This window comes from Brevundimonas bacteroides DSM 4726, from assembly GCF_000701445.1.
In the GTDB taxonomy this organism is placed as follows: domain Bacteria; phylum Pseudomonadota; class Alphaproteobacteria; order Caulobacterales; family Caulobacteraceae; genus Brevundimonas; species Brevundimonas bacteroides.
Genome location: NZ_JNIX01000016.1, coordinates 85,646 through 106,228 on the forward strand (window position 1 = coordinate 85,646; position 20,583 = coordinate 106,228).

Annotated in this window: 26 protein-coding genes; 9 read left to right on the forward strand and 17 right to left on the reverse strand. The window is 68.1% G+C overall.

The annotated features are described in order from the left end of the window. Positions 1–60: 60 nt before the first annotated feature. The 3 genes from Q333_RS0114490 to xseA are packed head-to-tail and all read right to left on the reverse strand — an operon-like array spanning position 61 to position 2,736. Positions 61–924 (reverse strand): M23 family metallopeptidase, encoded by an 864-nt coding sequence (locus Q333_RS0114490; protein ID WP_035294511.1) that lies wholly within the window; start codon positions 922–924, stop codon positions 61–63. Next, positions 921–1,115 (reverse strand): DUF2093 domain-containing protein, encoded by a 195-nt coding sequence (locus Q333_RS0114495; protein ID WP_029417966.1) that lies wholly within the window; start codon positions 1,113–1,115, stop codon positions 921–923. The genes Q333_RS0114490 and Q333_RS0114495 overlap by 4 nt, the downstream gene beginning before the upstream one ends. 28 nt (positions 1,116–1,143) lie before the next feature. Next, positions 1,144–2,736, reverse strand: a complete 1,593-nt coding sequence (gene xseA, locus Q333_RS0114500) for an exodeoxyribonuclease VII large subunit (RefSeq protein ID WP_029417967.1) — start codon at positions 2,734–2,736, stop codon at positions 1,144–1,146. Positions 2,737–2,763: 27 nt separating this feature from the next. On the opposite strand from xseA, the gene Q333_RS17690 reads away from it, so the two are divergent. Together Q333_RS17690 and purD are read left to right on the forward strand one after the other, a co-directional pair. Beyond that, on the forward strand, positions 2,764–2,955 hold the full coding sequence (locus Q333_RS17690) for a hypothetical protein (protein ID WP_157072476.1): 192 nt from the start codon (positions 2,764–2,766) through the stop codon (positions 2,953–2,955). A 50-nt stretch (positions 2,956–3,005) separates the two neighbouring features. Next, positions 3,006–4,298 (forward strand): phosphoribosylamine--glycine ligase, encoded by a 1,293-nt coding sequence (gene purD / locus Q333_RS0114510; protein WP_029417968.1) that lies wholly within the window; start codon positions 3,006–3,008, stop codon positions 4,296–4,298. Here the strand turns inward: purD and Q333_RS0114515 are convergent. Genes Q333_RS0114515 through Q333_RS0114525 form a run of 3 tightly spaced genes read right to left on the reverse strand, consistent with a single transcriptional unit; the run spans position 4,295 to position 6,178 of the window. Continuing rightward, positions 4,295–5,290 carry an alpha/beta fold hydrolase gene (locus Q333_RS0114515; protein WP_029417969.1) on the reverse strand — a complete coding sequence of 332 codons (996 nt, stop codon included), beginning with the start codon at positions 5,288–5,290 and terminating at the stop codon, positions 4,295–4,297. The genes purD and Q333_RS0114515 overlap by 4 nt on opposite strands. Continuing rightward, positions 5,287–5,874: a uracil-DNA glycosylase family protein gene (locus Q333_RS0114520; protein ID WP_029417970.1), complete on the reverse strand. Its 588-nt coding sequence runs from the start codon at positions 5,872–5,874 to the stop codon at positions 5,287–5,289. Before Q333_RS0114520 ends, Q333_RS0114515 begins: the two co-directional genes overlap by 4 nt. Next, positions 5,864–6,178, reverse strand: coding sequence for a DUF3253 domain-containing protein (locus tag Q333_RS0114525; protein WP_029417971.1), 315 nt, complete (start codon positions 6,176–6,178; stop codon positions 5,864–5,866). The genes Q333_RS0114520 and Q333_RS0114525 overlap by 11 nt, the downstream gene beginning before the upstream one ends. A 48-nt stretch (positions 6,179–6,226) precedes the next feature. Here Q333_RS0114525 and Q333_RS0114530 point away from each other — a divergent pair, with 48 nt between their 5' ends. Further along, positions 6,227–6,661, forward strand: coding sequence for a PaaI family thioesterase (locus Q333_RS0114530; protein WP_029417972.1), 435 nt, complete (start codon positions 6,227–6,229; stop codon positions 6,659–6,661). A gap of 1 nt (position 6,662) precedes the next feature. On the opposite strand, the gene Q333_RS0114535 is transcribed toward Q333_RS0114530, so the two are convergent. The 5 genes from Q333_RS0114535 to Q333_RS0114555 form a co-directional block, all read right to left on the reverse strand. Then, a complete protein-coding gene (locus Q333_RS0114535; RefSeq protein WP_029417973.1) occupies positions 6,663–7,037 on the reverse strand; it encodes a type II toxin-antitoxin system VapC family toxin in 375 nt (124 codons plus the stop codon). Further along, positions 7,034–7,339 carry a type II toxin-antitoxin system Phd/YefM family antitoxin gene (locus tag Q333_RS16685; protein WP_051651354.1) on the reverse strand — a complete coding sequence of 102 codons (306 nt, stop codon included), beginning with the start codon at positions 7,337–7,339 and terminating at the stop codon, positions 7,034–7,036. Before Q333_RS16685 ends, Q333_RS0114535 begins: the two co-directional genes overlap by 4 nt. Before the next feature lie 36 nt (positions 7,340–7,375). After that, the gene (locus Q333_RS0114545; RefSeq protein ID WP_029417975.1) at positions 7,376–7,996 is read right to left on the reverse strand and encodes a glutathione S-transferase family protein; all 621 of its coding nucleotides are present in this window, start codon (positions 7,994–7,996) and stop codon (positions 7,376–7,378) included. 16 nt (positions 7,997–8,012) lie between these two features. Then, positions 8,013–9,284: a NupC/NupG family nucleoside CNT transporter gene (locus Q333_RS0114550; protein WP_029417976.1), complete on the reverse strand. Its 1,272-nt coding sequence runs from the start codon at positions 9,282–9,284 to the stop codon at positions 8,013–8,015. 63 nt (positions 9,285–9,347) lie between these two features. Further along, entirely contained in the window at positions 9,348–10,226 is an 879-nt protein-coding gene (locus Q333_RS0114555) for a branched-chain amino acid aminotransferase (protein WP_029417977.1), read from the reverse strand. Positions 10,227–10,314: 88 nt separating this feature from the next. Between Q333_RS0114555 and Q333_RS0114560 the strand changes: the two genes are divergently transcribed. The 3 genes from Q333_RS0114560 to Q333_RS0114570 are packed head-to-tail and all read left to right on the forward strand — an operon-like array spanning position 10,315 to position 12,922. Beyond that, on the forward strand, positions 10,315–11,031 hold the full coding sequence (locus Q333_RS0114560; protein ID WP_245591556.1) for a response regulator: 717 nt from the start codon (positions 10,315–10,317) through the stop codon (positions 11,029–11,031). Between the two features lie 2 nt (positions 11,032–11,033). Continuing rightward, positions 11,034–12,377, forward strand: coding sequence for an ATP-binding protein (locus Q333_RS0114565; protein ID WP_029417979.1), 1,344 nt, complete (start codon positions 11,034–11,036; stop codon positions 12,375–12,377). Between the two features lie 56 nt (positions 12,378–12,433). After that, positions 12,434–12,922 (forward strand): hypothetical protein, encoded by a 489-nt coding sequence (locus Q333_RS0114570; RefSeq protein WP_029417980.1) that lies wholly within the window; start codon positions 12,434–12,436, stop codon positions 12,920–12,922. Here Q333_RS0114570 and Q333_RS0114575 read toward each other — a convergent pair. The 3 genes from Q333_RS0114575 to Q333_RS0114585 form a co-directional block, all read right to left on the reverse strand. Beyond that, positions 12,899–13,648: a pyrroline-5-carboxylate reductase family protein gene (locus tag Q333_RS0114575; RefSeq protein WP_029417981.1), complete on the reverse strand. Its 750-nt coding sequence runs from the start codon at positions 13,646–13,648 to the stop codon at positions 12,899–12,901. The genes Q333_RS0114570 and Q333_RS0114575 overlap by 24 nt on opposite strands. Positions 13,649–13,680: 32 nt before the next feature. Then, on the reverse strand, positions 13,681–14,181 hold the full coding sequence (locus tag Q333_RS0114580) for a type III secretion system chaperone family protein (RefSeq protein WP_029417982.1): 501 nt from the start codon (positions 14,179–14,181) through the stop codon (positions 13,681–13,683). Positions 14,182–14,260: 79 nt separating this feature from the next. Continuing rightward, positions 14,261–14,551, reverse strand: a complete 291-nt coding sequence (locus Q333_RS0114585) for an accessory factor UbiK family protein (RefSeq protein ID WP_029417983.1) — start codon at positions 14,549–14,551, stop codon at positions 14,261–14,263. A gap of 177 nt (positions 14,552–14,728) precedes the next feature. Here Q333_RS0114585 and lgt point away from each other — a divergent pair, with 177 nt between their 5' ends. Genes lgt through pgeF form a run of 3 tightly spaced genes read left to right on the forward strand, consistent with a single transcriptional unit; the run spans position 14,729 to position 17,476 of the window. Beyond that, positions 14,729–15,601, forward strand: coding sequence for a prolipoprotein diacylglyceryl transferase (gene lgt, locus Q333_RS0114590; RefSeq protein ID WP_029417984.1), 873 nt, complete (start codon positions 14,729–14,731; stop codon positions 15,599–15,601). Between the two features lie 4 nt (positions 15,602–15,605). Beyond that, the gene (locus Q333_RS0114595) at positions 15,606–16,700 is read left to right on the forward strand and encodes a class I SAM-dependent methyltransferase (RefSeq protein ID WP_029417985.1); all 1,095 of its coding nucleotides are present in this window, start codon (positions 15,606–15,608) and stop codon (positions 16,698–16,700) included. After that, complete coding sequence (gene pgeF / locus Q333_RS0114600) at positions 16,697–17,476, forward strand: peptidoglycan editing factor PgeF (protein ID WP_029417986.1); 780 nt, start codon at positions 16,697–16,699, stop codon at positions 17,474–17,476. The genes Q333_RS0114595 and pgeF overlap by 4 nt, the downstream gene beginning before the upstream one ends. Here the strand turns inward: pgeF and Q333_RS0114605 are convergent. From Q333_RS0114605 to phhA, 3 genes are all read right to left on the reverse strand, one after another. Next, positions 17,424–18,611, reverse strand: a complete 1,188-nt coding sequence (locus Q333_RS0114605; protein WP_029417987.1) for an acyltransferase family protein — start codon at positions 18,609–18,611, stop codon at positions 17,424–17,426. The genes pgeF and Q333_RS0114605 overlap by 53 nt on opposite strands. Positions 18,612–18,694: 83 nt before the next feature. Further along, positions 18,695–19,594 (reverse strand): UDP-3-O-acyl-N-acetylglucosamine deacetylase, encoded by a 900-nt coding sequence (gene lpxC, locus Q333_RS0114610; RefSeq protein ID WP_029417988.1) that lies wholly within the window; start codon positions 19,592–19,594, stop codon positions 18,695–18,697. Positions 19,595–19,696: 102 nt separating this feature from the next. Further along, complete coding sequence (gene phhA, locus Q333_RS0114615; RefSeq protein ID WP_029417989.1) at positions 19,697–20,572, reverse strand: phenylalanine 4-monooxygenase; 876 nt, start codon at positions 20,570–20,572, stop codon at positions 19,697–19,699. Positions 20,573–20,583: the final 11 nt, after the last annotated feature.

A 20,583-nucleotide genomic window follows, 5' to 3' on the forward strand; every position in this document is an offset into this window, starting at 1 on the left:
GCCTCCCCGACGGTCAGCCGAAAACGCTAGGCAGACCCAAAGGCTCCGTCCAGACCCAGATCAAGCTCGGCCGGAGCGGTAACCGCTTTCCGGCGCGGATTGTCCGACCATGAGCGCCGGATTCATCTGCCGATCCCGCCATCGCATGCGCCAGCATAGGTGCGGGCCGGTCGCCCGGCCGGTCATTCCGACCGCGCCGATGACCTGTCCTCGACTGATTCGCTGGGTGGGCAGCACGTCGATGCGGGACTGATGCAGGTAGGCGGTGATCAAACCCTGGCCGTGATCGATCAGGGTCAGGCCACCTTCGAAATGCATCCCCGGTTGTGCAAGCGTGACCACGCCGTCCGCCGGAGCCCGGATCGATGTCCCCTGTGGCGCGGCCAGATCGATGCCGTAGTGCGGCCGGGCCGGGGTGCCGTTCAGCACCCGCTGCGAGCCCCACTCGCTGGACACCCGAAACGACGCCAGCGGCCAATCGAAGCCCGAGCGGAAATCGTCGCCGTCGTGGCGGCTGGCGAAGCCCTCGGTCTTGATCGCCACCTCACGCTGGATGCGCTTTAGTAACGCCGGGTCGCTGGGCTCCACAGTCGATGGCGGCAAACCGTCGATGCGGGTCGAGGGGAACTGGCCGCGCGCCACCGGCAGGGTCCGACGCTCGGACCGCGCGCCCGATCGCGCTTCGAGCACCACCGAGGTCGGGGCGTCCCGGTCGAAGCCGACGACAAACAGGCCGCCGTCCGAGGCCGTCGCCAGGGCCTCGCCGCCGATGAAGATCAGGGCGCGCGGCCAGGTCCGGCCCATCACGAAGCCGCCCTGCACCATACGGCCGGTCAGGACGAGGTCGGCAGGGTCGCGCGACCATGCAGGCGTGGCGAGGGCCGCTGCGGCGCCGACCAGCAGGCCGCGCCGGTCCGGTGTCACTTCTCGACCATCCGCGACAGCGCCTCGACCGGGCCGTAGTAGGCCTCCTGCCGCTCGGCCGACCAGTAGCGCAAGGCCTCCAGCGGAATGGGCCGGTCCGTCACCGCGCAGCGCACGAAGGGGCCGGGCTTGAGCACGGCGAACTCGCCGTCGCCGTAGTGCAGGGATGCGGGTTGAGGCACGCTGGTCATGAGAGCCAGACTAACCCCAAAGCCGTCGTCAGAACAGGTCGCGCTGATCCAGAACCGACGCCTTCGGCCGCGCCGCCGGGCGAGGCCGGGCCGTCGCTTCGCCCTCGACCCGCGCCCCGCGCGAGCCGTCGGGGAAGACCAGGCTGACCGCCTGTCCCGGAGCCAGTTCGGCCGCCGAAGTGATCATCCGCCCCGCCCCATCGTCGATCCGGGCGAATCCCGGCTTCGGCCGCTTGGGATCGAGCGTGGCCAAAGCCCGGCCCAATGCGGCCAGTCGCGTCTCGGCCCGCTCCAGCGAGAGAGGCAAGGGCCGATCCAGTCGCGCCGACAGGGCGTCGAGCCGCGCCAACCTCTGATCCAGTCGTCGCCGGATCGGTTCGTCGCTCAGCCGGGCGGAAACCCGTAGCAGACGCTGCTCATGCTTGGCGCGATTGGCCGCCAGAGCCCCCGCCAGCCGCGCCCCTTGACCATCCAGCCGTGCGGTCCTCTGCTCCACGACCCGATGGAGCAGCCCCGGCCCGAGGCGCGAGGCCACGCCCGCCAGCCGCCTGTGATGCGCTTCCGTGTTCCGGTGCAATCCCGCCAGCAGCCGACTCGCCGCATGATCCAGCCGTTGCTGCGGCACGGCGACCAGCTCCTCGGGCCGCGCCGGCAGGCCGCGCGCGACGGCCCTGAGCCGCACACGCCGATCCTCCAGCAGCCGAGCCCCCGCCCGATCCAGACGCCGCTCGAGATCGGTCACGAAGGCCCGCAGCTCCGCGAGCACCGGCGTGGCTATCTCCGCCGCCGCCGTCGGGGTCGGCGCGCGCCGGTCCGAGACGAAGTCGATCAGCGTGGTGTCTGTCTCGTGCCCCACGGCGGAGAGGATCGGGATGGTCGCCGCCGCCACCGTCCGGGCCAGAGCCTCATCGTTGAAGGCCCACAGGTCCTCGACCGAGCCCCCGCCCCGCGCCACGATCAGCAGGTCGGGTCGCGGGACCAGCCCGCCCGGCGCCAGGGCGTCGAAGCCACGGATCGCCGCCGCCACCTGGCCGCTCGCAGCATCCCCCTGCACCACCACGGGCCAGACGATCACATGACACGGCCAACGCTCCGCCAGCCGATGCAGGATGTCCCGGATCACCGCCCCCGTCGGACTGGTGATCACGCCGATCGTGCGCGGATAGAGCGGGATCGGCCGCTTGCGCCCTGCCTCGAACAGCCCCTCGCCCGCCAGTCGCGCCTTGAGCCGCTCCAGCTGGGCCAACAGGGCCCCCGCCCCGGCCGCCTCCATCGACTCGATCACGATCTGATAGGACGACCGCGCTGGATATGAGGTGATCTTGCCGGTGACGATGACCTCCAGCCCTGTCTCGGGCTGTATGCCCAATCCCCTCACCGAGCCCTTCCAGACCACGCCGTCGATGCAGGCCTTGTCATCCTTCAGCGTCAGATAGACGTGCCCCGAGGCGTGGCGATTGACCTTGGACACCTCGCCGCGCAGCCGCACATGGCCGAACCTGTCCTCCAGCGTCCGTTTCAGCGCGAAGGAGAGCTCCGAAATCGACAGCGGCGGGTTGTTGTCGCGCGCGGGGGCGGCTTCGGCGTCGGCGGCACCCCCAAATACGTAGTCGTCGCTCATCCGCCGGAGTCTAGACGGGATGCGGGGGTGCGCAAACCACAGGCTTGCGCCAATATCTCGCCCATGAGCCAGGACGAGATCCCGCCCCACGATCAGGACGACCCGCGCGAGCGTGAACTGCGTCGGCGCAGTGGAACGCCACCGCTCGGCATCTGGTTGATCCTTGGCCTCCTGATGATGCTGGCCTTCGGGGCCTACGTCGTCTTCTCGATGCTCTGAGCACGGCCTCGACCCTTGACCGGCCCGGCCCGCGCGGCCATTGCCCGGTCATGGACATCCTCCTCGTCGGGTCGGGTGGGCGCGAGCACGCCCTGGCCTGGAAAATCCGCCAGTCGCCGCTGGTCGAGCGCCTCTACTGCGCTCCGGGCAATCCGGGGATCGCCAAGGTCGCCGAGTGCCTGCCCGGCTACAAGGCGAACGACGGAGAAGGGCTGGCCCGGCTGGCGCGCGAACTGGGCGTCGGCCTGGTCGTCGTCGGCCCGGAGGTAGCTTTGGAAGCCGGTCTGGCGGATCGGCTGAACGCCGCAGGCATCCCCTGCTTCGGTCCCACCCAGCGCGCGGCCCAGCTGGAGACCTCCAAGGCCTTTTCCAAGGCCTTCATGGCGCGCCACGAAATCCCCACGGCCCACTACGGCGTCTATGAGCGGATCAAGGACGCCCGCGCCGCGCTGAAAGTCTTCAAGCCCCCCTACGTCATCAAGGCCGACGGCTTGGCAGCGGGCAAGGGCGTGGCGATCAGCCCCGATCGCCGCGACGCCGAGGCCGAGATCGAGCGCATGCTGGGCGGCCGCTTCGGCGACGCCGGCGCCCGCGTCGTCATCGAGGAGTTCATGGCCGGCGAAGAAGGTTCGCTCTTCGCCCTGTGCGACGGCAAGCAGGCGATGCTGTTCGGCGGGGCCCAGGATCACAAGCGCGCCTACGACGGCGACATGGGCCCCAACACCGGCGGCATGGGGGCCTATTCGCCCGCGCCGGTGTTCGACGAGGATCTGGTGATGACGGCCAACCGTCGCATCGTCCAGCCGACGCTGAAGGCCATGGCGCTGGAGGGCATGCCCTATCGCGGCGTGCTCTACGCCGGCCTGATGGCCACCGAGGACGGCCCCAAGGTCGTGGAGTTCAACGCCCGCTTCGGCGACCCGGAATGCCAGGTGCTGATGATGCGGCTGGCGGTCGACATCGTGCCCTATCTGCTGGCATGCGCGCGCGGCGACGTCTCGCGCCTGCCCGAGCCCCAGTTCAAGGCCGAGACCGTCGCCTGCGTGGTCATGGCGGCCAAGGGCTATCCCGACAGCCCGCTGGAAGGCTCCATCATCCGGGGCGCCGACCAGGACTTCGGCCCGCACGTCCAGGTTTTCCATGCCGGCACGGCGCGCGACGAGGACGGCTATCTGATCGCGGCGGGCGGCCGTGTCCTGAACATCTGCGCCGAGGGCGCCGACATCGCCGAGGCCCGAGATCGCGCCTATCGCGCCATCCGCAAGATCGACTGGCCCGGCGGCTTCAACCGCACCGACATCGGCTGGCGCGCGATGGAGCGCCTGCCCGCCGACGACGACTAGCGCCGCAACTGCGGCAGGACCTCCGGCGCGCCGCTGGGCAACGGACTGTCCGGATCGCGCAGCAGGGCCTCCACATCGCGGAACACGACCTCGGCCCGAAGGTCGCGGTTCAGCAGGTGCCACCCGTCCGCGTACCAAGCCGTCCTGAGGTTCGGCGGATCGCCCGCGCGCATCAGGGCGCGTCGCATCGGACCCTTCTCGATGATCTGGTCGTTAGCCCCATACAGCAGGGCGACAGGCCCCCTAACCTGCCCCAGCTTGACCGTGGCGGTCTCCATCAAGTCGACCAGACCGTAGAGCGCGTCGAACCGCGTTGCCCGGATGAAACGCGGGTCGTTCCCGTTGGCGATCAGCTCGATCAGGTTGTCCGTCGCCCGGATGTCCCGCACCGCCCAGTCCGGCGGCTCCACCGCCCGGTCGCCCAGCAGCCGCGCCGTCACCCACAGGCTGGCGCGATTGAACGGGCTCTGGCTCGACCACCCCCAGACGGCCGGCGCCAGCAGAATGGCCTGATCGGCGACAGGCGGCCGGTCCGAGGCGAAGGCCGAAATCGCCACCGCTCCGCCCATGCTCTCTCCAACGACGGCGATGCGGGCCGTAGGATGGCGCGCGCGCACGAGGGCGACGACGGCGCGCAGGTCCTCGGCCATCAGGTCTTCGCCCGCCCAGAGGCCTCGACCGGGCGCCGCGCCGAAGCCCCTCTGATCGTAGGCGTAGGTGGCGATGCCGCGCTCCGCCCACCAAGGTCCCGCCAGCCGAAACCCCGCCGAGTGGTCGTTCATGCCGTGCAGGGCCACGACGACAGCCCACGGCTCTGCCTCCGGCCCCCAGAGGCGATAGGGCAGCCGCGCCCCGTCCTGAACGACGAAGGCGCGATCCTCGATCACTGGCCCAGAGAAACCGGGCGGCAGCGTCATCGGCGCCTGCACAAACGGCGCGGCGCAGGCGGACAGCGCTAGCGCCGCCAGAACCGAGATCACGCCCCGCCTCACGCCAGAAACTCCTGCACCCGTCCTTGTAGCCACGGCACGACCTCGGCCTCGAACCACGGGTTCCGCTTAAGCCAGGCGGTGTTCCGCCACGACGGGTGTGGCAGCGGCAGGATCGACGGCGCATACTCCCGCCAGGCCCGCACGGTCTCGGTCATGTTCGCCTTGGCCCGCTCGCCCAGCGCCCATGCCTGGCTGTATCCGCCGACCAGCAACGTCAGCTCCATCCTGGGCAGGGCCTCCAGCAGCCTGGGCCGCCACAGGGTCGCGCACCGGCGCGGCGGCGGATAATCCCCGCCCTGCGGCGCCGTGCCGGGATAGCAGAAGGCCTGCGCCGCCACGCCGATGCGCCGGTCGCCGTAGAAGGTCTCGGCGTCGATCCCCATCCAGTCGCGCAGCCGGTCTCCCGACGGATCGGTGAACGGCATGCCGCTCTCGTGCACCCGCCGTCCCGGCGCCTGGCCGCAGATCAGCAGCCGCGTCTCCGGAAACACCCGAACCACCGGCCGGGGCTCGTGCGGCAGCTCGCCCAGACAAGCCCGGCAGGCCCGGATGTCGGCCAGGACCGCGTCGAGGTCAGTCGTCATCATCCTCGGACGCAGGCGGCCGGGCGGCGAGCGCGGCGGCGGTCTCCGCCTCGGTCGGCAGACGCAGCCGGGTGACGCCTCGGAAGTCGTTAGGATCGACCGGCTTCCCCTTCTTGGTGATTGTCAGCCTGCCCTGCCGCATCAGGCCCAGCGCCGTCGTCCTGACCTTAGGCAGCATGCGCCTCCACTGTTCGGGCTCCAGAACCTTGGCCACCTCGGCCGGTTCGACGGACTTGCCGCCGACGCCCTTGGGATCGGCCTTGGCCAGGGTCTCGAAAATCGCCGCTTCGATTGGATCGCTCATCGGGCCTATATGCTGCATCGCGGAATCGAAAAGAAGGCTGAAGGCGGAATGGTTCAGAAGGTCACAGTCACGGAAGGCGAGTTCGCGGGCTGGCAGACCTATGACCTGCACGGGACCTTCGACCAGGTCGTCGGCCCCTTCTACTTCCGCCCCGATCCCGACGGCCGCATGCGCTGCGCCTTCCGCGCCGAGCCCAAGCACATGAACGCCGGCGACCGGATGCACGGCGGCTGCCTGATGACCTTCGCCGACATCGCCCTGTTCCAGACGGCCTATCAGGAGATGGAGGGCAAGAACGGCGTGACCGTGCAGCTGGATTCGACCCTGATCGACGGCGCCTATGTCGGCGAGCTGATCGAGGCGACCGGTGAGGTCGTCCGCGCCGGCGGTTCGCTGATCTTCGTGCGCGGCCAGATAACGACGGGCGGGCGAACGCTAATGACCTACTCCGGCATAATCCGGAAGTTCAGGCCGCGCGGCTAGGTCAAGTCAGGATCACCGGAGCACCATACTCGGCGAGCAGATGGTCGCCGGTGACGAGCGTCAGGTCCTCGATCATGGCCTGAGCCACGATCACGCGGTCGAACGGATCTCTGTGGATCAACGGCAACATCTGAACCAACAGCGCGTGGTCGGCGAGCACCGGCACTGAGGTGCATGTCTCCATCAGAACAGATCGCATTCGCTCGTTGAAAACCAATCGGCCCGACGAGGCTTTGGACGTCATTTCGAGAACGGACGCTGCGCTGACGTACAGCTGGTTGGATCGCTTTTCGAGCGCCTGCCTGACGGCAGCGTTCAGCCGGCGGGGATTGCTGAGCATCCACACGACCACGTTGGTGTCGAGCAGCAGGTTCACTCAGGCGTGTACCGGCGCGATGGCTCGGCGACGTGCGTCTGAGCGTCAGGCTCCTCGCCGTACCATTTGCGATGCATCTCGGCGTCGAAAGCCGATTCCTCCCAGTCGTCAGAGAGGATCATCTGCCCTTCGAACATTCCAAAGATCGACGCCCGATCGACGGCCGCGGTTTGGCTGATAGGGCTGAGTTCGACCAGCGGCTTGCCGGCCTTGGCGATGATGACCCGCTCGCCCGCCAAGGCGCGTTCAATAAGCTTCGACAGCGTGGTCTTGGCTTCATGGATGTTGGCGGTGACGGCCATGTCGGTAAGCTAACTTAGCTAACCCCAAAATTCAATCTACACCCCCGCCTTCGCCGCCGGTCTCGCCCGGCAGGCGTCCAGCCAGCGGTTGAGGTGCGTTAGCTCCTCCGGCGGCCGATATTTGACCAGCCGGGCGAAATCCAGCCCGACCGCGCCGACGATGTCGGCGATGGTGAAACGGTCCTCGGCGATCCACTCGTGGTCGGCCAGATGCCGGTCCAGTGTCCGCATGAAGCGCTCGGCCGCCACCCGATTATAGTCGGCGACCTGGGGCTGCTGATGCGCCTCGATGGCGGCCAGAGCCGGGTGAGTCAGGCGCACGTTCAGCATGATGGGGTTGGCCAGATAGAACTCGCAGCGCCGGGTCCACATCTCGATGATCGCCTGCTCGCGGGCGTCGACGCCGAACAGGTTGGGCTCGGGATACAGCGCCTCCAGATAGCGACCGATCGCCACCGATTCCGAGATGGTCGTGCCGTCGTCGAGCTCCAGCGCCGGAACGTGGGGCACCCCGACCCTGGCGCGGTACTCCGGCGACTTGTGGTCGCCGACCATGATGTCGACCTGGACGATCTCGACGTCCTCGATGCCCTTCTCGGCCATGACCCAGCGCACGCGGCGCGGGTTGGGGGCGCGGTGGCTGCTGAACAGTCTCATGCAGGCGGTCTCCGGTTCAGGCGAATATGGAGGCCGGCATGGCCCCCACAACCGCCGCCGTCATCAGGGTGGTCAGAAAGCCCGCGAACAGCGCCTTCCACACCATGCCCAGCACCTCCTCGCGTCGCTCGGGGATCAGGACCGACAGGCCCGTCACCGTGATGCCGACGGAACCGATGTTGGCGAAGCCGCACAGGGCATAGGTCAAGAGCATCCGCGTCCGCTCGCTCATGTCCTCGAGCGGCACCCGGCCTAGTTCGATGAAGGCGACGAACTCGGTCAGGGTCAGCTTGACGCCCAGCAGCCAGCCCGCCTTGCCGGCTTCGGCCCAGTCCACGCCGATCAGCCAGGCAATGGGCATGAACAGCCAGCCCAGCAGGCGCTCGACCGTCACCGGCGCGTCGAACAACCAGAAACCCCCGATCATGATGTTCACCAGGGCCACGAAGGCCACGAAGACGATCAGTACGGCCGATATGTTCAGCACCACCATCAGGCCGTCGGCGGTGCCCTTCACGATGGCGTCGATAGCGCTGTCGTACTTCAGCGCGGAGCCATAGTCGGCGACCTCGCCGCCCTCCCCCGGTTTCTCCGGAATAATGATCCGCGCCAGCAGGATGCCCGCCGGGGCCGAGACGATCGACGCCACCAGCACATGCCCCGCCGCGTTCGGCAGCACCGCCGACAGGATGGAGGCGTAAGCCACCATGGTCGAACCGGCGACGGTACCGAGGCCGACCACCATCATGAGGAAGATCTCGGACCGGGTCAGCTTGTCCAGATAGGCCCGGATGACGATGGGGCTCTCGATCATGCCGAGGAAGATGTTCGCCGCCACCGCCAGCGCCGAGGCCCCGCCCAGGCCCATAGTCCGCTGGAACAGGAAGCCGAAGCCGAGCGTGATCCACTTGAGAATACGCCAGTGCCAAAGCAGGGCCGACAGGGCCGAAATCACGAGGATCAGCGGCAGCACGTTGAAGGCGAAGGTGAACAGCCCCGCCTCATTGGTCACCGCATAGGGCTGATCGCCGCCCGCCAGATAGCCGAACACGAACTGCGTCCCTCGGGCGGTGGCCTGCGCCAGACCATCGACGGCGCCTGTGATCGCCGAAAGCACGCCCTGCGACCCCGGGATGGCGAAAAGCGCCAGGATCAGCGCCGCCTGCACAGCGATCGCGCCGAGCGTCAGCCGCCACGGAAAGCGACGCTTGTTCTCCGACAAAAGCCAGCAGGCCGCGACAATGACGACGAGCCCGACAAGGCTCTGCAGGTTCAGTGCGCTGAACATGATTTAGGACGATCTCCCCGAACCGCCTTCCTGCACGGCGACCGGGGAGACCGCAAGCGGACGTCAGGCGATGCGCCGCACCAGCTTGCCGTAGTCCTCCATCAGACCCAGGCTCAGGTCGCCCGGCGTGAAGGTGTATTCACCGATCGACTGGACCGGCGTCACCTCGGCGGCCGAGCCGGTCAGGAAGCATTCGCTGAAGGTCGATAGCTCTTCCGGTCGGATGTGACGGACCACGACCTCGATGCCCTTGGCGCGGGCGATGTCTATCACCGTCTGGCGCGTGATGCCGTTCAGGATGTGGGTCACATCCGGCGTATGGATCACGCCGTCCTGCACGAAGAAGACGTTGGCACCGGTCGCCTCGGCGACATAGCCGCGCCAGTCCAGCATCATCGCGTCGGAGAAGCCGCGCTTCTCGGCGGCGTTCTTGGACATGGTGCAGATCATGTAGAGACCCGCCGCCTTGGCCGTCGTCGGAGCCGTCGCCGGGTCCGGACGGCGCCACTTGGCCCACTCCAGCCGGATGCCCTTCTTCTTGACCTCGGGGTCGAAGTAGCTGGGCCAGTCCCACACGGCGATGGCCAGGTGCGGTTTGTTGTTCAGCGCCGACACGGAGGTCTGCTCGGGCCCCAGATAGGCGACGGGTCGGACATAGGCGTCCTCCATGCCCATCTTCTCGCACGTCGCCTTGCAGGCGGCGTCGATCTCGGCGACAGACCACGGAAGGGTGAAGTCCAGCAGCTCCGCCGATCGCACCAGGCGCTCGGAATGCTCGGTCAGCTTGAAGATTTCGCCGCCATACATACGCTCCCCTTCGAACACCGACGAACCGTAGTGGAGGGCATGGGTCAGAACGTGCGTTTTCGCTTCCCGCCAGGGCACGAATTCGCCATCCATCCAGATCCAGCCGTCACGATCGTCGAAAGGGACCAAAGCCATTGAACAACGTCTCCTGCGCAGATTGGGCGGTTAGACCCCTCCGGACGCCTGAGGTCAACGTTCGGACCCGCAGATTCGGAGCCCGCGCGTGAGCGGCCGGTCCGGACCCGTGGCTGGGGCGGGCGTCGGCCGCCACCTTCTGATCGTCGACGACGACGATCGCATCCGCGAGCTGCTGAAGGAGTTTCTGGCGCGCGAAGGCTATCGCGTGACGGGCGCCGCCCACGCCGCCGCCGCGCGGCGCCTGATGGAGTTGATCGAGTTCGACCTGGTCGTGCTCGACGTCATGATGCCGGGCGAGAGCGGGCTGGAGCTGACCAGCTGGGTCCGCAACAAGGCGCAGCTGTCAAAGACGCCGGTGCTTCTGCTGACCGCGCGTGGAGAACCGGCTGACCGGATCGAGGGCCTGTCGCGCGGCGCGGACGACTATATGTCCAAGCCGTTCGAGCCCAAGGAACTGGCTCTGCGCATCGACGCCATCCTGAGGCGCACGGGCGTCAAGCCGATCATGCCGCGCGAGATCAAGCTGGGTCCGGCGATGTTCGATCTGGAACGGCTCGAACTGACCAAGGACGGGGCGCCCATGCGCCTGACCGAAGCCGAGGCGCAGTTGCTCAAGACCCTGGCGCTGAACGCCCACGCCCCGGTCGAGCGCATGGACCTGTCGCCCGACACCGCCGACATCACCGGCCGCGCGGTGGACGTCCAGGTGACGCGCCTGCGCCGGAAGCTCGAGGTCGATCCCAAGAACCCGCGCTACCTCCAGACGGTCCGGGGCGTCGGCTACATGCTGGCGCCGGACTAACGATGCGTCTGCTGCCCTTCCCCGTCGTCGCGCGGATTCTCAAGCGCCGCCTGCCGACGACGCTGTGGGGACGCTCACTGCTGATCATCGTCCTGCCGATCCTGATCATGCAGGGCGCGGTGACCTGGGCCTTCTTCGACATGCACTGGCAGACGGTGACGGCGCGTCTGTCCGAAGGTCTCGCCGGCGACATCGCCTGGGCCGCCGAGAGCTATCGCGACGAACCCACCCCCGCCAACCTCGCCGAGATCACCGATCAGGCCCAGCGGTCGATGCAGCTATCCGTCGCCCTGCGCCCCGACGCCACCATCCCCACCGAGCCCCGGCGCGGCCCCATCGGCGTGGTGGACCGGACGCTGGAGGCGGCGCTGGATAGCCGGCTGGACCAGCCCTTCTGGTTCGACACCACCCGCTACCCGGCTTACGTCGACATTCAGGTGCAGCAGCGCGACGGCGTGCTGCGTATCATCGCCCCGCGAGAGCGCGCCGTGGCGACCCAGGCTCACATCTTCGTCCTTTGGCTGATGCTGGCGACGGCGCTGCTGATGGGCGTCGCCATCCTGTTCATCCGCAATCAGGTCCGGGCCATCGAACGACTGGCCGACGCGGCTGAGGCTTTCGGACGCGGCGAGGTCACTACCCGCTTCAAGCCCCACGGCGCCCGCGAGGTGCGTCAGGCCGCCGCCGCATTCATGGACATGCGCGATCGCATCCAGCGTCACATCGACCAGAGGACGGCGCTGCTCGCCTCCGTCAGCCACGACCTGCGCACGCCGCTCACCCGCCTGCGGCTGGAACTGGCGCTGGCCCCGCCGTTCAAGCGTCAGGCCGCCATGAAAGGCGACCTCGATGAGATGGAGCACATGATCGACGAATACCTCGCCTTCGCGCGCGGCGAGGCGGGAGAGGCCCCTCAGACGGTCGACCTGGCGACCCTGCTGAAAACGGCGGGCGAGGACGTCAAACGCGCCGGTGCCGAGGTCGAGATCGCCGCGCCGAAGGGCCTGAACGCTTCCCTACGTCCCCTCGCCTTCAAGCGCGCGCTTGCCAACCTGGCAGGCAATGCCGCTTCGCATGGCGAGCATGTCAGACTGTCCGCCCGCGCCCTGCCGTCGGGCGGTGTCGAGATCGCGATCGAGGATGACGGCCCTGGCATCCCGGAGGACATGCACGAGGAAGCCTTCCGCCCCTTCAGCCGGCTGGACGAAAGCCGCAACCAGAACCGCAAGGGCGTCGGTCTCGGCCTCGCCATCGCACGCGACGTGGCGCGCAGCCACGGCGGCGACATCACCCTGGATCGCAGCGATCTCGGAGGTTTGAAGGCGCTGGTTCGCCTGCCGGGCTAGCGAAACCGTCCGACAGGGCGCATCTTCTCCCTGTCAGGGAAAACTCGGAGGTCGCCATGCGCCGTTTCGCCTTTCTCGCTCCCCTCGCCCTCGCCGTGAGCCTCGCCGCTCCGGCCGCCGCTCAACCCACCGTCAATGTGACCATCGGCGGGGACCTGGTCGAACAGGTCGAGACCCTGGGTCAGCGCGACGTGGATCTTCAGCTGGAGCGCCTGCGCTCGGTGGTGTCGCGCGAGCTCGATCGGCGCGGCGCGCTGGACGGTGCCCAGATCAATCTGGTCATCACCGACCTGAAGCCCAACCGTCCGACCTTCCAACAGGCGGTGGACCGGCCCGGCCTGTCGATCATCGACAGCATCTCCATCGGCGGTGCGACGATCGAGGGCGAGGTGGTTACCGCTGATGGCCAGCGCCTGCCCGTCCGCTTCTCGCGCTACTCGCCGACGCTCGCCGACGTTCAAGGCTTCACCACTTGGCAGGACGCCGAGCGGGCCTACAGCCGTCTGGCGGTAAACCTGGCCTCAGGACGTCTGGTCACCCGCTAGGGTCCGGGCGCGGGCGACGGCCGCTTCGACGGCCGCTTTCGCCGCATGGCTGAGCCGCGCTTCCATTAGGGCATCGAGCCCGGCGCGGGTCGTTCCGCAAGGCGAGGCGATGCGCGCGATGAGGTCTTCGAACGAAGCGTCGGTCGCCGCGCCTGCCCCAGCCGACCGCAACGCCCCTCGCGCCAGACGCTCGGCCGCCTCGGGGGGCAGCCCCGCCTCAAATCCTGCCGAAGCCAACGCTTGCGCAAAGGCGTGGAAGAAGGCCGGCGCGGAGCCGGCGACCGCTGTGGCCGGGTCAAGCAGGGCCTCCTGATCGAGATCCACTGCGTCGGCGACAGGATCGAACAGAGCGTGAGCCACCCCTCGCGCTTCCACATCGTCTGCCCATATCGCGGCGACTCCCTGCGCCTTAGCCACTGCCGTGGTTGGCATCACGCGGGCAATGGGTCGACTGAGAACCGACGCGATGTCGGCGGAGCGGACCCCGGCCATCACGGAAATCACAACGGCGCCCGGCGGCACGGACGTCGCCAGCGGCGTCACCGCCTCCCGCCATTGTGCGGGCTTGACTGCGATGACGAGCGCCTCGGTGCCGGCCGGACAAACGGGCTGGTTGGCCCGCGTGAGGATCGTAGGCGTCGCCGCGCCAGTCAGCCCCCAGCCTTCCGCCAATGCGGAACCGAGACGGCCATGGCCGAGAAGCGTGATGCGAAGGGCACCGGTCACGCGCGGATCGTGCGCGCTGGCAAGCGAGTCGGCTAGGCCGTCCCCACCGTCTCGAACAGGCAGCTGTCGATCGCGTCCTGGGGCCGCTTGTTGCCCCGGATCATGAAGTCGAAGGCCGGATAGTACCGATCCGCCGCCTCGATCGCCGCGTCGATCATGGACGCGGCCTGGGCCAGCGTCGGCCGTTCGCCGTGCGGCAGGGCCAGCGAATGGCGGAAGACGATCTCGCCGTCCTCGGGCCAGACCTCGAAATGGCCCATCCAGGTTCGCTGGTTGACCATCGACACCAGCTCATAGGCGGCCGATCGCCGCCCCTTGGTTGCGCGCAGATCCAGCGCGCAGCACAGCTGCAGGCAGTCGCCTTCCGGCCGCCAGGCGAACCACAGCTCGTAGTCCTTCCAGTCGCCGGCCAGGGCGAAGGCCAGGTCGCCGTCGTCGGTCCGGTCGAACGGCAGGTTCTCGGCGTTCAGCACATGCTCGACCACATCCAGCGGATCATAGGGAACGTCGACTTCGTGTCCGACAGCATCCATTGGAAAACTCAGGTCTCGCGGGGGGCGGGGCGCGACTCATGCGCCATAAGGAGACGGTAGGCGTGTTCGCGGATTCGGCTCAACCGGCTGCGTCCGGAAGACGAGTTCCGTCCGTGGACGTTCCCGTCTCGGGCTTGTTCGCCTTCTTGGCGGCGGGGGCCTTCAGAGACGCGACCTCGGCGCGCAGGGCGGCGATCTCGGCCTTCAGGGCGTCGAATTCGTCGCGGCGGACCAGGTCCATCTCGGCCACGAAGCGGTCGGACTGGGCGCGGAAGGCGGCCTTGGCCTCCTCGCCCGCCGCTTGGGCCAGCCCCATGGCGCTGGTGCCCAGCTTGGAGAACTCGTCGAGGAAGGGATTGCGGGTCTGCATCGGCGTCTCCGGCCCGCCAGCGGCGCGAGCGTCGTTAAGGAAGGGTCTCCGGATATGGTGAACCAATCCTTACCCGGCCACCCCCTGCATAACGTCAATCGAGGCCGAAATGCAGCGCCCTCGCGCGACGCAGCGCCGCTTGCTAAAGGGCCTACACAACGCTGCAGGAGCGCCCGCGTGATCTTCCCCGAGTTCGACCCCGTCCTGATCCAGCTGGGGCCGCTTCCGATCCGCTGGTACGCGCTCGCCTATGTCGCCGGCATCGTGCTGGGCTGGGTCTATGCCGCGCGCATCATCAAGACCGAGCGAATCTGGTCACCCGGCAGGCCGCCCCTGACCACGCCCCAGCTGGACGATCTGGTGCTCTGGATCACGCTCGGCATCATCGTGGGCGGTCGCCTCGGCTACGTCCTTTTCTATAAGCCCGCGATCCTGGGCCAGATCTTCACCGGCGACAGCCTGGGCGAGCGTCTGGAGCTGTTCCAGCTCTGGACCGGCGGCATGTCCTTCCACGGGGGCTTCCTCGGCGTCGTGCTCGCGGTCGTCATCTTCGGACGCCGCAACAAGGCCAATCTGCTCAGCATCGGCGACGCCATCGCCCCGGTCGTGCCGCTGGGCCTGTTCTTCGGCCGCATCGCCAACTTCACCAACGGCGAGCTGTGGGGCCGCACGACCGATGTCCCCTGGGCCATCCGCTTCTGCAACGATCGCATCCGCGAAACCTACGGCTTCTGCCCCGCCGGCGACCTGCCGCGCCACCCCAGCCAGCTCTACGAGGCCGGGCTCGAGGGCATCGTGCTGTTCGTCGTGCTGTGGCTCGCCGTCTGGAAGTGGAAGCTGCTGGCCAAGCCCGGCTACGTCACCGGCCTGTTCCTTGTCGGCTACGGCCTCAGCCGCGCGGCGATCGAGACGGTGCGCGAGCCCGACAGCCACATGCCAGAGGCGTTGCAGGGCGTCATCACCATGGGCATGCTGCTGTCGATCCCGATGATCCTGGTCGGGGCCTGGCTGATCTGGCGCGCGCGCAGCCGCCCGCCGGTCGCCGCTTGATTCCATGCCAGATAGCGAGATTGGCGGGAGCCTGAAGGTCAGGCTGGCCCGCGAGATCGCCCTGACCGGCCCGATGACGGTGGCGGATTACGTCACCCGCTGCCTGCATGACCCCCGAGGCGGCTACTACGCCACCCGGCCGGAGCTGGGCGCGCGCGGCGACTTCATCACCGCGCCGCTGGTCAGCCAGATGTTCGGCGAGCTGATCGGTCTGTGGGCCGTCGAAACGTGGCAGCGCCTCGGCGCGCCCGAGCGCGTCCGCTTCGTCGAGGTCGGCCCCGGCGACGGAACCCTGATGACCGACGCGCTCCGCGCCGCCCGCGTCGCGCCCGATTTCCTGTCGGCGCTCGACCTCGTCCTCATTGAACCCAGCCGTCCCCTACGCGACGTACAGGGCCGCCGACTGAACGACAGTGATTCCCCTCCCCGCTGGGTCTCGTCCCTGGACGCCATCGAGCGCGACGCCCCCGTGATCCTGATCGCCAACGAGGTGCTGGACTGCCTGCCCGCTCGCCAGTTCGTGAAGACCGAGACCGGCTGGGCCGAACGCCGGGTCGGCGTGTCCGACGACGGCGACCTCCTGTTCGGCCTGACCGGCATCACCGGCGGCTTCGTCCGCCCCGCGTTCGACGTCGCCCCCGGCGACCTGATCGAGCTCTCGGACCAGCAAGCCGCCTTCGGCCGCGACCTCGGCCGTCTCGTCTCCGAGGCGACGGGCGCGGCCCTGCTGATCGACTACGGCCGCGACCGCCCCGGCCCAGGCGATACGCTCCAGGCGCTCCGCCGCCACATCAAGGTCGACCCCCTCGCCACGCCCGGCGAGGCGGACCTGACCCAGTGGGCCGACTTCCCCGCCGTGCTCGAAGCCGCCGTCCGCGCCGGGGCCGACGTCACCGGCTGCCTCGGCCAGGGCGATTTCCTCCGCCGTCTCGGGATCGAGGCCCGCGCCGAGCGGTTGATGTCGACACGGCCCGACGCCGCCCCGGTCATCCAGCGCCAGCTCCATCGACTGACCGCCGACGACCAGATGGGCGTATTGTTCAAAGCGGCGGCGATCTTCTCCCCGCCCACCCTCGATGTTCCAGGATTCGAGCCATGAGCGAGACGACGGAAACGCCCGAACCCATCACACACCCCATCCTGGACGGTGTCCGGCACGGCTTCTTCACGCGCCAGGGCGGCGTCTCGAGCGGCCTGTTCGAGGGGTTGAACACCGGCCTCGCCTCCAGCGACGACCCCGCCGCCGTCACCGAGAACCGCCGCCGGATCGCCGAGGTCATGGGCGGCACCCCCGATGACATTGCCGCCTGCTACCAGATCCATTCCTCCATCACGCGCGTGGCCGAGGGCCCATGGTACGGCGATCGGCCCGAGGGCGACGCCGTGGTCACCGCCACCCCCGGTGTCATCTGCGCCGTCCTGACCGCCGACTGCGCGCCCGTGCTGATGGCCGACCGGGAAGCCGGCGTCGTCGGGGCCGTCCATGCCGGGTGGAAGGGCGCGCTGGGCGGGGTGGTCCACAGCGCCGTCGCCGCGATGGAAGCCCTCGGCGCGCAGCCCAGGCGCATCCGCGCCGTGGTCGGCCCTTGCATCGCCCAGGAAAGCTATGAGGTCGGCGCCGACTTCCAGGCCCGGTTCGAGCACCACGACCCCGGCTCGGACCGCTTCTTCGCGGTCGGAGCCACCCCCGACAAGCGTCGCTTCGACCTGCCCAGGTTCGTCCTGTGGCGTCTGGAACAGGCCGGCGTCGGCCAGGCCGTCTGGACGGGCCACGACACCTGCGCGGACGAGGCGGCGTTTTTCTCTAACCGCCGAGCCTACCTCAAAGGCGAGCCGGACTTTGGGCGGCTGATGTCGGCGATCGCCGTGGCCTGACGCCTTCGTCGCGCCACCGTGCCTCCAGCCACCGCCGCGCCGGCTGTTCCAGGTAGCGGTGGCTGAGGAGCGCGGCGGCTATCGTGGCTGCGATGTAGATCACGGCTGCGACCAGGCTGCGCTTGCCCGCTCCGGCATAGATCCACAGCAGCGGGAAATGCCAGACGTAGAGACTGAACGAAACCGTCCCAAGCCGCACCAGGCTGTCGGACGCGAGCACCGCGACCAGCCGGCTTCCCGTTAGGATCAACACCAGAAGCCCTCCCGCGACGGCCACCGCGAAGGCGTAGACGACGACCTGTCCACTCAACAGTTCCGGCTTCACGGCGAAGGCGTCGGTCAGAACATCTTTTCCCGTCGCCTGGACCTGGAAGTTCTGGAGCGCCACGCAGACAAGGGCGATCGCTGTCAGCGCGATCGCGATGCCCAGTGTTAGCCGGCGGGCCGCGACGGTACCAGCCATCGCCTTCAATCGCTCCTCGTTTAGAGCGATCACCGCCCCCAGGGCGAAAGCGTCGAGATGACTGAACGTCAGCATGTAGACCGCTGTCGCCGTGTCGCCCGACGACCATCCCGCCGCCGTCAGCGCCAGGTGAAGCACAACACGGAGCAAAGGCCCCACGACGACGAGGCCGATCATCACCCCTGCGAACATCCTGCGACGGAGGCCCAGGAAGGCGAGCGGGAACAGAAGGTAGAACTGCTCCTCGACCGACAGGCTCCACAGATGGCCGAACAACTGGGTTTGGTCGTAACCCGGAAAGGCGCGGAGCACGTTGTAGGTTCCGGTCAGGAGCCAGGGCACATCCGTCAGATGATCAAGCGCATCAGGCCGTTCGAACACCCAGGCCTCCACGGACAGCGACGCCACGCCCAGCCCGATCGCGGCGAAATAAAGGGGCAGGATGCGGGTCGCCCGGGCGCGATAGAACCGAACAGGCGTGTAGGACTCGCCCGCCGCCTCGGCCCTCAGCAGGGATCGCGTGATGACGAAGCCCGACAGGGTGAAGAACACCCATACGCCCAGCCAGCCACACCACAGCCAGCCCATGTGGAACAGCACGACGGCGCAGGCGGTAACACCGCGCAGCCCCTGCACCTCTGGAATGATCGCCTGATCGCCCTGCGCGCGCACGCCGTCGCCCCTGCCCCGGGCGCATCAAGACTCAACTTCAGCGGGGACGCCAGTCCGGGCGTCTCAACCAGATGGCGGGATCGTCAGCCGGCGCGCGCCAGCTGGGGCTCAAGAACCACCTCGCGCCAGGCGTGCGGCGCGGCCAGAAGGGCCCGGACCAGGCGGTTATTCACCGCGTGCCCGGCCTTGTAGCCCTCGTACCGGCCCAGCAACGGCGCGCCGAGCACATAGAGGTCGCCGATCGCGTCCAGCGCCTTGTGCCGCACGAACTCGCGTTCCATGCGCAGGCCGCCGGGGTTCAGGATGTCGTCGCCGTCGATGACGACCGCGTTCTCCAGGGAACCGCCCCGGGCCAGCCCGGCCTGACGCAGCGCCTCGACCTCATGGGCGAAACCGAAGGTGCGGGCGGACATGATCTCGTCGCGGAAGGTCTGCTCGTCGACCACGAAGTCGATGACCTGGTTGCCGACGACCGGATTGTCGAAGTCTATCTCGAACCGCATCTCATAGCGGTCGCAGGGCAGCAGAGCGGCGTGCTTGTCGCCGTCCGTGACGTGGATCGGCTCCAGGATTTCGATGTAGCGGACCGGCGCTTCCTGGCGGCGGAAGCCCGCACGATCCAGCAGCTGGACGAACGGCAGGGCCGATCCATCCAGGATCGGCAGCTCGGGCCCGTCGACCTCGACGATCGCGTTCGACACGCCTAGCGCGCAGAAGGCCGCCATCAGATGCTCGATGGTCGACAGCTGAACGCCCGCGTTGTTCTCGATCATGGTGTTCAGCCGAGCGTCCACCACGGCGTCACCCGATACGCGAATGCGGTTGTCCCGGTCAGTCACATCGGTGCGGACGAAGACGATGCCAGTCCCCGTCGGCGCAGGACGGATCGCCAGGCGCACGCGCTGGCCCGTGTGCACGCCCACGCCGGCGCAGATCGCCGGGGCGACCAGGGTCCGTTCGCGATGATCAGGCCTTGCGGGCAAGGGAAACACTCGACGATGGCCGCGCGTCTCAAGCGCATTAACCGAAGTTGGATGCCTACCGGGGCCGCCCGCGAGGGAAAACCAAATCAGGGTTTCGGATTGTTACGCCGCGAAACGCCCGCCCTTGGCCGCATAGGCCTGGGTGCCGCGCGTGATGACACGGTCGTACGGCTCAATGGCGTCCACCGCGATCGACGACTTGCCCTTTAGCCGCTCGTAGATGGGTCCGAAGTCCTCGTAGGTCGCATCGTTGAGGGCCTCGATCGAGGGCACGACGAAGTAGACCTGCTGGAAGTCGTCGATGCGATAATCGGTCCGCATGATCCGCTCGAGGTCAAACGCGATCCGGTTAGGCGACAGGTCTTCAAGGGCGAATACGCTCTCCGACGCCGAGGATACGATCCCCGCGCCGTAGATGCGCAGGCCGTCGGTGTCCTCCAGCAGGCCGAACTCGACCGTGTACCAGTAGAGCCGGGCCAGGTTCTTGAGCATGCCCAGCGACTGAGCCCTCTGCCCGCCCTGGCCATAGGCCTGCATGTAGTCGGCGAAGGTCGGATCGGTCAACATCGGCACATGGCCGAACACATCGTGAAAAATATCCGGCTCTTGCAGGTAATCCAGCTGATCGGGCTTGCGGATGAACTGGCCGGACGGAAAACGCCGGTTGGCCAGATGATCGAAGAAGACATCGTCGGGCACCAGGCCGGGCACGCAGACAACGGTCCAGCCGGTCAGGGCCTTCAGCTTGGGGTTCATCAGGGCGAAGTCGGGGATGCCGCCGGTGTTCAGATCCAGCGCCTGAAGCCCCCGCAGAAAGGCGTCGCAGGCCCGACCCGGCAATATCGTCATCTGCCGGGCATAGAGCGTATCCCAGGTGTCATGCTCGACCTGGGTATAGGCGCGCCAGTTCTGCGAGATGGTCCAGTCAGCGGCCGCCCCTTCCGGCGGCTTGTCGAACACGTGCTCGAAATCGGACATGGCGAACTCCT